This window comes from Fictibacillus sp. NRS-1165 (assembly GCF_050468105.1).
Taxonomy (GTDB): domain Bacteria; phylum Bacillota; class Bacilli; order Bacillales; family Fictibacillaceae; genus Fictibacillus_C; species Fictibacillus_C terrinigri.
The window spans coordinates 1-12292 of sequence record NZ_JBDPNU010000045.1; the positions used below are offsets into that span (position 1 = coordinate 1).

A 12292-nucleotide genomic window follows, 5' to 3' on the forward strand; every position below is an offset into this window, starting at 1 on the left:
TTATCAAAGCCTAAAACTAATTCTCTACAGGAATGCTAAAGGGGAGAGGTTAGTGGAGGAATTCTTAAGTCGGCTTCAGAATAAATATAATGGAAAACTTTGTATGATGCGTTCGGATGGAAGGAGACAGCCGTATGATTTGGTTGCTTGTTATTTTTCCATTAGCATTGCTCTTCTTCATCGCTGCAATCATTGAGAGAAATGGAAAAAAGAAACGAAATGAGTTTAACATGAATCATCACAATCAACACATTACTGAGGAAGGCAATGCTGTACGAGAGGCAGCATTGCAAAACGCTAAAAATAATAATAATCATGTATAGGAGTGTAAAAACGTTGGAGAGGGGATAAACCTGATCGAAATGGTGTTGTATTTGATGATGATTATTCCAAACAAACTATTTTGGTGTGAACTGGTTGCTGCGGCAGCCTTTTTTTGCGCGGAATTCTAGTAATTAGATGGTTAATGGTGGCCGTTTCGAGGCTGATCTTCGTTGTCCGGGTGCATTACTCACGGGTTTCGTTCATTTACTTTCACGGTTCGACATGTTTACTCACCAAACGCATCATCTTCAAAAATTTTATGAAAATATCGTGGATGCAAGAAGCCGCAAGCACTGTTAATCGAATCCGGCGTTTATTTTTTTTCTTCTCTTAATCTACTTTATTGTGTTTACTCTCGAAAAAACCCTTATTATCGGTTTTTAGCCCAATCAAAAACTATTATTCTTCATAAGATAATTAAATCACTTAATAGTGTTATAGATTTTGATTTCTTTTGTCATTGGGACAAGGCTAGGAGGGCTACCATGGGGTTGTTGGAGGATTTAGAAAAAAAAATATTAATAGGGGATGGTGCGATAGGCACCTTGCTGTACTCCTATGGAAAAAGCTGTTGTTTTGAGGAATTGAATCTTTCTCGGCCCGAACAGATTTTAAATATTCATAGGGCTTACATCGAAGCAGGAGCGAATGTGATTCAAACGAATACTTACGCCGCGAATTATGTGAAGTTATCAAGGTATGGTTTAGAGGATCAAGTAAAGTCTATTAATAGTGCAGCTGTAAAAATAGCAAAAAAAGCTGCCGGAGACAAAGCATTTGTAGTGGGGACGATAGGCGGGTTGCGAGGGATACGGCCGGACAGCAGCATTACTATAGATGATATTAAACGTACTTTTCGAGAGCAATTATATTGTCTATTACTTGAGGACATAGATGGTTTATTACTTGAAACCTATTATGACCTCAATGAATTATTAACCGTATTATCCATTGCCAGAAAGGAGACATCATTACCCATCATCGCACAAGTTACGCTCCAAGAACCAGGTATGATGCAGGATCGTATCCCGATAAAAGAAGCCATCCAAAAATTAGTGGAACATGGGGCTGATGTCGTCGGATTGAATTGTCGATTAGGTCCAATCCATATGATTCAAACATTAGAAGATATTCCCCTCCCTGAAAGGGCTTTTTTGTCAGCCTACCCCAATGCCAGCCTTCCTTCATTCTGCGACGGAGAACTTAAATACGAAAGTGATGCGGATTATTTTAAAGAGTATGCACAATCTTTTCAAAAGCAGGGTGTTCGGTTACTCGGCGGGTGTTGTGGCACTACACCGGATCATATACGCGCATTTTCCAGCGTGCTTCAGGATACTGCTCCGATCAAAGTGAAAACGGTGAAACCAAAAGCACAAAAAGTAACAGTGCAGGTGTCCCAACCACCGCGTCCCACGCCATTACAAGAACTCGTGAAGAAAAGAAGTTCCATTATCGTTGAATTAGACCCTCCAAAAAAATTAGATGCGGATAAATTCTTTGCAGGTGCAAAAGCACTTAAGGAAGCCGGTGTAGATGCGATTACTTTAGCGGATAATTCACTGGCATCCCCACGGGTCTGTAATATGGCTTTAGGTTCCATGGTTAAATCACAAGTTGGGGCAAGGCCCTTGGTTCACATTGCATGCCGTGACCGAAATATCATCGGCCTCCAGTCACATCTTATGGGGCTTCATACATTAGGTATACATGACATTTTAGCCATTACAGGAGATCCTACCAAAGTGGGGGATTTCCCTGGTGCTGCTTCCGTATTTGACGTGTCATCATTTGAATTGATCCAGATGATCAAACAGTTTAATGAAGGCATCTCGTTATCCGGAAAGGATCTTGGCCAAAAAACGGCGTTTTCTGTCGGCGCTGCCTTTAACCCTAACGTCCGTTCACTGGATCATGCCATAAAAAGGATGGAAAGGAAAATTCAATCGGGTGCAGATTATTTCATTAGTCAACCCGTGTTCTGCGAGAAAAAACTAATGGAAATCCATCAGGCGGTCAAACCATTAAACGTTCCATTATATATTGGCATTATGCCGCTCACCAGCAGCAGAAATGCAGATTTTCTTCATCATGAAGTGCCTGGGATCAAGATTCCCGAAACGATTAGGGAGAGCATGGGGAAATTCAAAGATGATCCAGTTAGGGCGCCCCTGGAGGGTTTAACCATTGCAAAATCTTTGCTGGATACGGCAATGGAGCTTTTTAATGGTATTTACCTGATCACTCCTTTTTTACGTTATGAATTAACAGTAGAATTATCAAATTATGTAAAAGAAAATGCTAGTCACCAACCGAAAGGAGGATAACCAAGATATGTATGACCCATTTTTAAACCGATTAAAAAACAAAATATTAATTATGGACGGTGCGATGGGTACCATGCTTCAACAAGCCCAGATAACCGCAAAAGATTTCGGGGGAGAAGAATACGAGGGCTGTAACGAGCATCTAAACTTAACAGCACCTTCTGTTATTAAGTCGATTCACCTGGACTATTTGCACGCTGGAGCAGATATTATTGAAACCAACACATTCGGCGCCACGAATCATGTTTTGGATGAGTATGGCCTTGGTGAAAAAGCTTATGAAATCAATCGAACAGGCGCACTTATTGCAAGAGAAGCGGCAGATCAAATTTCAACCAATGAATGGCCGCGATTTGTCGCAGGCTCGATGGGACCGACAACTAAAACCTTAAGTGTAACGAGCGGAGCAACGTTTGAAGCTCTTACGATTGCTTATGAAGAACAAGCAAGAGGATTGTTGGATGGAAATGTTGACATATTATTGCTTGAAACATCTCAGGATATGCTGAATGTGAAAGCCGGTTTTCTAGGCATTAAACGGGCGTTTAAAGCAACTGGCAAGGAAGTTCCGATTATGGTATCAGGAACCATCGAGACCATGGGAACAACACTTGCCGGCCAGTCCATTGAAGCGTTCTATATCTCCCTTCAACATATGAATCCTGTTGCGGTAGGACTAAATTGTGCGACGGGTCCTGAATTTATGCAAGATCATATAAGGTCGCTCTCGCAGCTCTCTACGTCTGCAATAATCTGCTACCCGAACGCGGGGTTACCCGATGATGAAGGCCATTATCATGAAACACCGGAATCTCTGGCAAAAAAGCTGGCCGGTTTTGCGGAAAAGGGCTGGTTGAATATTGCAGGCGGATGTTGCGGGACAACACCTGAACACACTAAAGAGATCTTCAAGGTGATGAAGCAATATAAGCCTCGAATGATTCAACAAGACCATCCCCATATGGTATCAGGAATTGAACCGTTTATTTATGATGATCCATCATTGCGGCCGATCATGGTCGGTGAGCGAACGAACGTCATTGGATCCCGAAAATTTAAACGATTGATTGCAGAGGGCAAATTTGAAGAGGCTTCAGAAATTGCCAGAGCTCAGGTGAAGGGCGGAGCCCATGTCATTGACATTTGTCTTGCGGATCCTGACCGCGACGAGCTTCAAGATATGGAAAGCTTCATGAAGGAAGTTGTAAAAAAAGTAAAAGTGCCCCTTGTTATTGATTCAACCGATGAACAAGTGATTGAAAAAGCATTAACTTATTCACAGGGAAAAGTGATCATTAATTCGATCAATCTTGAAGACGGCGAAGAACGGTTTGAAAAGGTTGTTCCCCTTGTGCATCAATATGGTGCGGCTGTCGTTGTCGGAACCATTGATGAAAAGGGCATGGGAGTGACAGCAGAGCGCAAATTGGAAATTGCCAAACGTTCCTACAACCTTTTGGTTCATAAATATAAAGTTTCACCAAAAGATCTTATTTTTGATCCGCTCGTCTTTCCAGTCGGAACGGGTGATGAACAATATATTGGTTCGGCCAATGCAACGGTTGAAGGCATTCGTTTAATTAAAAAGCATTTTCCTGAATGTCCAACGATTCTTGGTATTAGCAACGTCTCGTTCGGCCTTCCTTCTGTCGGCAGAGAGATCTTAAATGCCGTCTATCTTTATCACTGTACTCAGGCAGGATTGGATTATGCAATCGTGAATACGGAAAAATTGGAACGGTATGCCTCCATTTCAAAAGATGAGGTGGATATGGCGGAGAAACTTCTGTTTGAAACAACAAAAGAAGCGCTGGATACTTTCACTGAATTCTATCGGGGAAAAAAGAAAGAAGCAAAAGCGGCCGGCCCGATTCTGTCACTTGAGGAACGTCTCGCCTATTATGTTGTTGAGGGGACAAAAGAAGGCTTGATTCCCGATTTGGAAATGGCGTTAAAAAAATACTCCCCTCTTGAAATTATAAACGGACCCCTAATGGATGGAATGCAGGAAGTTGGCCGCCTTTTTAACGACAATCAATTAATTGTTGCGGAAGTTCTTCAGAGCGCAGAGGTAATGAAAGCTTCTGTTACGTTTTTGGAACCCTTTATGGATAAGAATGATGCTGCCTCTACAAAAGGGAAGGTTTTGCTTGCGACCGTAAAAGGCGATGTTCATGATATCGGAAAAAATCTCGTGGATATCATATTCAGCAATAACGGTTACCACGTCATTGACCTTGGAATTAAAGTTCCTCCCGCTGAGCTGATTGAAGCGGTGAAAAAGGAAAAACCTGATATGATTGGACTCTCCGGCCTTTTAGTAAAGTCTGCTCAGCAAATGGTCGTAACTGCCCAAGATTTAAGACAGTCCGGAATAACGACACCCATTTTAGTAGGGGGTGCGGCATTAACCCGTAAATTTACCGAAACGAAGATCGCTAAAGAATACGATGGAATCGTATTATATGCAAAAGACGCCATGCAAGGATTAGATCTTGCCAACAAACTGCAAACACCTGAAGAAAAAGAAACGATGCTGATTCATAAATCGAAAAAGAATGACCCTCCTCCGTCCGATGTAAATGTTGAAAAACACCCCAAACCATCAGTCGAGAACAAACGATCTTCCATTTCTCCTTCACCGGCTTTCATTCCCAAAGACACGAAACGTCATATTTTGAAGAAAGTTCCTTTAGGTCACATTGAACCCTATATTAATCTTCAAATGCTTCTAGGACATCATCTTGGGATAAAAGGTAAAATTCCTAGACTCATTCAAGAAAAGGATAAACAAACCTTAAAGCTTAAAGCCTTTGTGGATCAGCTGCTGAAAGAGGCAAAGCAAAATAAATTCATTGCACCCTCCGCTGTTTATCAATTTTTTCCGGCACAGTCCAAAAATGATACGATTCTTATCTACGACCCTAACAACCATCAATCCATTATTGAACGATTTCATTTCCCGCGTCAGGCCAATTCTCCCTATCTTTGCCTAGCTGACTATTTAAAGCCCGTTGAAAGCAACACGATGGATTATTTAGGATTTTTTACAGTTACTGCAGGGCTTGGTATCCGTCAACTCGCATTAAAGTATAAAGAACAAGGAAGATTCCTTGAAAGCCATACATTGCAAGCTCTGGCACTGGAAACGGCTGAAGGGCTCGCTGAATTCATACACCAACAAATGCGGGATCGCTGGGGATTCCCTGATCCCATTGATATGGCCATGCAGGACCGTTTTGCCGCCCGGTATCAGGGCCAAAGATATTCATTTGGCTATCCGGCTTGCCCAGAGCTGGAAAATCAAACAAAGCTCTTTAAATTGTTAAACCCAGAAGATATTGGCGTGCAATTGACTGAGGAATTTATGATGGATCCGGAAGCATCTGTATCTGCAATCGTGTTTTCACATCCAGAAGCCCGGTATTTTAATGTTGATAATAGATGACGATGACTAAAGAAAGAAATCAGTTTGATCGACTGCGTTTGACTGCCGGCCACAAGAATTGTCTTTAAGCGAAAAGTGCTGACTTCTATTTTAAGTCAGCACTTTTTGTATAGCTATTTGCGGATTTTTAAGATAACTAAGAGAGTTGTCCAACCAATTCTATTAAACTTGCATAAAATGGAATTTAAATAGATAAGTAAGGAGAGGATGCCCTTCAAACACTCGTGGGGATGAACTAGATTTAAAACACTTTTGTCTCTCTTTTATGAAGGCGGCGGAAGGTAAGTATAAAAAATTTTTTATTTTGGGGGATTAGAAAGGAATGTATCAAAAACAACGACACTTTTTTACATCAGAATCTGTTACTGAGGGTCATCCTGATAAAATCTGTGATCAAATATCGGATGCGGTATTAGATGCGATTTTTGAAAAGGATCCTTGTGCCCGGGTTGCTTGTGAAACGTCTGTTAGTTCTGACTTAGTCGTTTTATTCGGGGAGATCACAACCGACTGCAAGGTAGATTTATTGCAAATCGTAAGAGAGACCATTCGAAATATCGGTTATACAAATACCGAACTTGGATTTGATGCTGATACCTGTAAAATTTTAATAGCGCTCAATCAGCAATCTCCAGATATAGCTATGGGAGTGAACCAGGCTCTGGAAGCCCGTGAAGGTTCAATGAACGAGCATGAAACAGAAGCCATTGGTGCCGGTGACCAAGGCATAATGTTTGGTTTTGCATGCAATGAAACTGAAGAACTAATGCCATTGCCGATTTCTTTATCAAATAAGCTGGCTAGACGTTTAACAGAAGTGAGAAAAAATGGAATGATTGGTTATTTGCGCCCGGACGGAAAAGTGCAGGTTACCGTGGAATACGAACATGCTAAACCAGTCCGCATCGATACCATTGTTATTTCTGCACAACATCATCCCGAAGTAAAATTAGAACAAATAAAAAATGATTTGCATAAACATGTAATTAAACACGTATTACCGCCAGAATTAATTGATCATAACACAAGATATTTTATTAACCCGACTGGCCGTTTTGTCACTGGTGGACCACAGGGGGATGCAGGATTAACAGGACGTAAAATTATTGTTGATACGTATGGTGGATTTTCACGTCATGGAGGAGCGGCTTTTTCGGGAAAAGATCCAACTAAGGTGGATCGTTCAGGAGCCTATTCTGCACGTTATGTGGCTAAAAATATTGTTGCAGCAGGCCTTGCAGAAAAATGTGAAGTTCAACTGGCTTACTCTATTGGGGTAGCTAGCCCTGTTTCAATAACGGTTGAAACTTTTGGTACTGGAAAGATAGAAGAGGCAAAAATCGTTGAACTAATACGTAAAAACTTTGACCTTCGCCCAACTGGCATTATTAAAATGCTCAATCTAAGGCAACCCATTTATTTTCAAACGGCTTCCTATGGACACTTTGGCAGAACGGATGTTATATTGCCGTGGGAGAAAACGGATAAGGCAGATATGATAAAAAAAGAGGCGGAGAAAATCATGAAACATGCATGATGTTTAAGAACTTAAACAATAGTTGATTCCACTGAAGGTCCTGGGATGAATCAATGCCAACAGGCACTTTGCATGGAATTCAATTTTTTGCAAAAAGGAGAGGTATTTATGAATCTCTATGGGGATTCGGGGGCCAATTCTATAAGGGGTTATATTAGTGCGGAAGAGGAACCTGCAGGAAGTTATAAGATTCTACGAAAATTTGAAACTCCAACACAGAGGATTGCCCTTGTCGATCATAATGGGAATCTATTGGTTTATAGCAATGGCCACCAGATGTTTGGCACAACAGCTGATGAGGATCTGTTCGCAGAAGCAATGATACACATCCCCATGGCTGCCGCACGAAGGAGGAAGAGTGTTCTGATCATTGGCGGCGGCGGCGGAATAACGACTCGTGAAGCCCTTCGTTATACTGATGTGGAAAAAATCAATACTCTTGATGTTGACAAAATAATGATCGATTTCGGTAAAAAATTGAAGCCACTGGTTCAATTTAATAAAGGGTCATTGAATCATCCAAAGGTCGAGACCGTAATTGAAGACGGCAGAAAGTTTGTAAAGAAAAACTCAGAAAAATGGGATGTCATTATTGTTGACCTTCCGGAGCCAAACGAGAAAAATCCTAAGTTATCCCGTCTGTTCAGCAGGGAGTTTTACAGCCTTCTTAAAGAACGTCTATACCCAGGAGGCGCAATCGGTGTAGCTTGTTCCAATGCAGACTCGACAGCAGAGTACCTATGGAGTATACACGCAACGCTCACAAAAGCAGGTTTCTATGTACTTCCATACCACTATTTTGAGCCGGTAGCCGCAGAGAATTGGCTATTTTGTCTTGCTACAGCATCGACAGTTCAACCAAAAGACTTACGCATGTCAGTTGAGGCAAAATACCTGTCAACTAAAAAGTTAAGAGATATGTTCGACATGCCCTATTATTTTGTCATCTCTAAGGATACAGGCAAAGTCCAAACAGATGACAACACAGTGTTGGTTGAAATTATAAATAATGCGTGGTACAGTTGAACGTCGTTTCGTTCTAAATACGAATCTCCAAACGAAAGCTACCAATTAAACATGGTAGCTTTTCGTGGCCATAAGTACGGTTATACAATTTCCTTTTTATAAATTTCATGCAATTGCAGATTATCTAAGGCATTTACAATAGCGGATCGTTGATGGGATAAAGTATTACTTTGGAAATGAAATAAGCTGGCTAAATTTTTAGGAAGTGTCCGACAAGGAACAGGTACTGTTTTTAATTTAGAGGGGAAAGGTTTATTAGATGCTAAATGAAAACCCCAATCACCGAAAGATGGGATAACCGTATGATAGCTTTCTGTATAAAAACCTGTTTTTTCAAGGGTTAACCCAATGCTCCAATATACAACAGGTGTGTCAAAAGGGGAATTGGATTGGCAGACAATCATCCCGTTTTTTGACAAATGGTTTCGCACCATTTGAAACATCTCCAATGAATACAGGCTTGCAAGAAAATCATCTGCAGGGTCTGGAAAATCAATAATCATAAGGTCATACGTCTTTTTGTTCTTTTTTAAAAATTCGCGGGCATCTTTTGCATAGACGTTCACACGTTTATCGAACAATGATCGTTCATTAAGAGCCACAATTTCAGGAACTTGACTCGCTATTTTTAAGATTTCAGAGTCAATGTCAACTAGATCCACATGCTTAACATCTGAATATTTTAATACTTCTCTTAATGCAAGTCCGTCACCGCCCCCTAATATTAGGATGTTATCATGAGATTTTGTAAGTGCCATAGGTACGTGGACAAATGCTTCGTGATAAATTCGCTCATCCAAAGAACTAAATTGTAATTGTTCATCCAAATACATACGGATGTCACTAGCTTCTAAAACTTGGATATTTTGATACTTGCTTTGCCCTTGATATAATTTTTTGTTTTTAACAGCCAACATTTCTCTAAGACTGATTCTATCCCACAGATCCCCTCGAAAATGTTTTTTATTATCCTTTGGATTCGATTTTTGTTTCAGTTTCTGATTCTTATTATCATTACTGGTTTGGTGATTTATAAAATGTTGCGACTGCCAAAGCTTTGAACCATTCATCTCCATTCCCCCAACAAATTTAATTAATCTTTGAAATCAATGTCATGACATTCTATTGTGCATTTCAAAAGACGGTTTGTACGAATGTCCAACGATTCATTAAAATGATGAAAATACCTATAAGTTTTAGATGAAGATACTGTCTGAAAAATAGCGGGGTCGAAGCAAATTCGGTGTTTAAATAACAGTGAGGAACACGGTTTCGCATAGAATAATGGTCTAGTAGGAGGGAACCCTTGGAAAATAATGAACATCATACAATGTATGATTCCTCAATATAGTTTAAAGGTGAATCTTTCAGGAATCGGTTTAATACTTAATGACCCAGCTGCCATTTCAGGCTGCTTTTTATTGAGTTAACGGGCATGTTAGTAGAGTAAGAGTTATGTTGAAATTTGGTTATAAAAAAGGAGAGGGAAGAGGTTTTTTTAATGAAGTTCATATTTAATTAAACCAGCTTATGCAATTTCTTCTTCAATCCATCTTTAGCCGTTCACATCAACAAAAGAAGCTCGAGGAATCCTCGGGCTTCTTGTATTGTTTGCAATTTTTAATAGTAGATAATATCTAGTTTTCCGGAAACCTGAGTATTGGAGATACTATCCCTAACATCAATTTTTAGGGTCTTAAATGCAGTACATGCCTTTGTTTGTGCATTGCATAAGCGGACCTTTAATTTAGATGTGTCGGTAAGTTTTTTGGTCCCATTTACATACAGCGGATGCACAAGATCGATCTTAAGATTGCTGTGTGAATTGGGATTATAAATGGAGCCATCCCATTTACCATCTTCTGTCTTGAATGCAAATCGAGGGACACTCGCAGAAGCAGTCTTATTCCAAAACGAAAAGGCCGTAACAAAGGCAATGGCAAATACAATTAAAAATGCTGCAATTCTTTTCATTTTTTCCTCTCCCTTCATACTGTGGCAGTAAAGCTTTGTATCGAGCGGCAGTTAAACCGAATAAGGAATTTGCAGCGATTGTAATTCCTTCTTCAATATCTAACTACATGATTAGACGTCTTAATAAGAAGGTTACGTTTAAAAAGACCTATTTGTGGAGTGCTTGACTGAATTTTGAAGCTGTTTATTCCTAGATATAACGATTTTTTATTTTGCATTTTTCGTTATGGGAGTGCGATTACGGAATCATTCTATCACCCTTAACTGATCAGTAAAATTCACTTGCCGGCTGGCATTTTTTCCTATCACCGTAATCGTCAAATCCTCTGGCGAAAGACTTGTTGTCGCAATTTGAAATGTAAAAGCAGAATAGTTAACAGCAATATTTTCCAAGCTTATTTTTGTACCAGCAGAAACACTTTGAAGGCTATGATAGATTTTTTATTTTCCGTAACTCCCTCTACAAGTACATCCATTCCTTTTAATGATGTATTGTGCATAATAATATCCATAACATTTGCGATCATCGCTCCCTTTGTCCACATTTTGAATGGGACCTAAGAAGTAAATGGACAAGTCAATCACCCCTTTCTTTTTTCTACTATTACTATATGAGCTCTCGGAGACAACGTGTGCGTTTTACTATGAATCTATCTAGTGATGCAAGACTATCACCTATATATAAAATAAATTCTGTGAATATGGTATGTATAGCAGGCAGAAACGATGCTGAAAAGGAGAGGTGAAATGTGAAGATAGTATTGGCTGCATACTGGTTTATCCCTCATCTCGGAGGGGGTTGGCGCTGAATAACTGGTATATTGATTTAATGGTAGAACGGCTGTTACAGCATTATAAAACTTACGGTCATTAAAAAACCAAAAGTGAAAGGAAACTGATTCATGAAAGTACTTGGTGATTTATATCATTCATTGTTTCTTGATGGAGTACATAGCGAAGTGCACCAATAATGAAAGCCATAAAGGGGCTGGTAATTATTTAATATAAGAGGATGCGGTTTCACCGATTCCGATATCCGATGCTACTGCTAAAAACTGAATAAATTTTATGTTGCCGCGGCCCCCGATTTTAGTTACAGAAACGGAAAATTTAATACGGACCCAGTGTGCCACTGGGCCCAAGCAATTAAAACCCGCCTTCAAAAGGCTGAAAAGGAATTCGCAATCTTTGTTCCACGACGCGCAGCCGTTGGTTTAATCGGTTTAACCGGCGTGAATGGATAGCGACAGTGTTTTCTAGCTGGTTAACTTCCCGATTAAGCTGGTTGACTCGGTTTTCCAGCTGATTAACCCGCCTTTCCAGCTGCCTTATCGGAGGCTGTCGATCTGGATCATGCTCCTGCTGAGGATAATAATTATACGTCTGTTGTGAATAAGGGTCGGATGGCTGCTGCTGCACGTATGGTTGATAACTGTATTGCTGCTGCTGAACATATGGTTGATAAGAACCGTATGGATAAATAAATAACCTCTCCTTTTCATAAATTCTCAAAATAAACTCCTGTATAAGATATGTATCCAAGATGGGAGTGGACATATATAAACACCTATTTTTTTAAAAAAGAGAGAGGAATCCAGTTTTTTTTTAATGCTGTTTGGTGACAATCCACCTTATGGAAGCGGGTTAAGAGGTAAC

At 40.1% G+C, this 12292-nt stretch carries 8 protein-coding genes; 5 read left to right on the forward strand and 3 right to left on the reverse strand.

The genetic code is table 11. The features are described 5' to 3' along the window. The first annotated feature begins 134 nt into the window (after positions 1-134). The 5 genes from ABHN01_RS19155 (at position 135) to ABHN01_RS19175 (ending at position 8662) form a co-directional block, all read left to right on the forward strand. On the forward strand, positions 135-323 hold the full coding sequence (locus ABHN01_RS19155; RefSeq protein ID WP_429876840.1) for a hypothetical protein: 189 nt from the start codon (positions 135-137) through the stop codon (positions 321-323). A gap of 486 nt (positions 324-809) precedes the next feature. Continuing rightward, positions 810-2651 (forward strand): bifunctional homocysteine S-methyltransferase/methylenetetrahydrofolate reductase, encoded by a 1842-nt coding sequence (locus ABHN01_RS19160; RefSeq protein ID WP_429876841.1) that lies wholly within the window; start codon positions 810-812, stop codon positions 2649-2651. A 7-nt stretch (positions 2652-2658) separates the two neighbouring features. Further along, on the forward strand, positions 2659-6099 hold the full coding sequence (gene metH / locus ABHN01_RS19165) for a methionine synthase (protein ID WP_429876842.1): 3441 nt from the start codon (positions 2659-2661) through the stop codon (positions 6097-6099). 322 nt (positions 6100-6421) lie between these two features. Then, positions 6422-7636, forward strand: a complete 1215-nt coding sequence (gene metK, locus ABHN01_RS19170) for a methionine adenosyltransferase (protein ID WP_429876843.1) — start codon at positions 6422-6424, stop codon at positions 7634-7636. A 108-nt stretch (positions 7637-7744) separates the two neighbouring features. After that, complete coding sequence (locus ABHN01_RS19175) at positions 7745-8662, forward strand: spermidine synthase (RefSeq protein ID WP_429876844.1); 918 nt, start codon at positions 7745-7747, stop codon at positions 8660-8662. Positions 8663-8742: 80 nt separating this feature from the next. Here the strand turns inward: ABHN01_RS19175 and ABHN01_RS19180 are convergent, their stop codons facing one another. The 3 genes from ABHN01_RS19180 to ABHN01_RS19190 all read right to left on the reverse strand — a co-directional run bounded on the left by ABHN01_RS19180 (position 8743) and on the right by ABHN01_RS19190 (position 12118). Beyond that, the gene (locus ABHN01_RS19180; RefSeq protein ID WP_429876845.1) at positions 8743-9732 is read right to left on the reverse strand and encodes a spermidine synthase; all 990 of its coding nucleotides are present in this window, start codon (positions 9730-9732) and stop codon (positions 8743-8745) included. A 550-nt stretch (positions 9733-10282) separates the two neighbouring features. Then, positions 10283-10636: a hypothetical protein gene (locus ABHN01_RS19185; RefSeq protein ID WP_429876846.1), complete on the reverse strand. Its 354-nt coding sequence runs from the start codon at positions 10634-10636 to the stop codon at positions 10283-10285. A 1146-nt stretch (positions 10637-11782) separates the two neighbouring features. After that, entirely contained in the window at positions 11783-12118 is a 336-nt protein-coding gene (locus ABHN01_RS19190; protein ID WP_429876900.1) for a hypothetical protein, read from the reverse strand. Positions 12119-12292: the final 174 nt, after the last annotated feature.

Excerpts from the sequence above, each read along its gene's own strand:
- metH (WP_429876842.1), top strand. The coding sequence starts at position 2,659 with ATGTATGACCCATTTTTAAACCGATTAAAAAACAAAATATTAATTATG.
- metK (WP_429876843.1), top strand. The coding sequence starts at position 6,422 with ATGTATCAAAAACAACGACACTTTTTTACATCAGAATCTGTTACTGAG.
- ABHN01_RS19160 (WP_429876841.1), top strand. The coding sequence starts at position 810 with ATGGGGTTGTTGGAGGATTTAGAAAAAAAAATATTAATAGGGGATGGT.
- ABHN01_RS19180 (WP_429876845.1), bottom strand. The coding sequence starts at position 9,732 with ATGAATGGTTCAAAGCTTTGGCAGTCGCAACATTTTATAAATCACCAA.
- ABHN01_RS19155 (WP_429876840.1), top strand. The coding sequence starts at position 135 with ATGATTTGGTTGCTTGTTATTTTTCCATTAGCATTGCTCTTCTTCATC.
- ABHN01_RS19185 (WP_429876846.1), bottom strand. The coding sequence starts at position 10,636 with ATGAAAAGAATTGCAGCATTTTTAATTGTATTTGCCATTGCCTTTGTT.
- ABHN01_RS19175 (WP_429876844.1), top strand. The coding sequence starts at position 7,745 with ATGAATCTCTATGGGGATTCGGGGGCCAATTCTATAAGGGGTTATATT.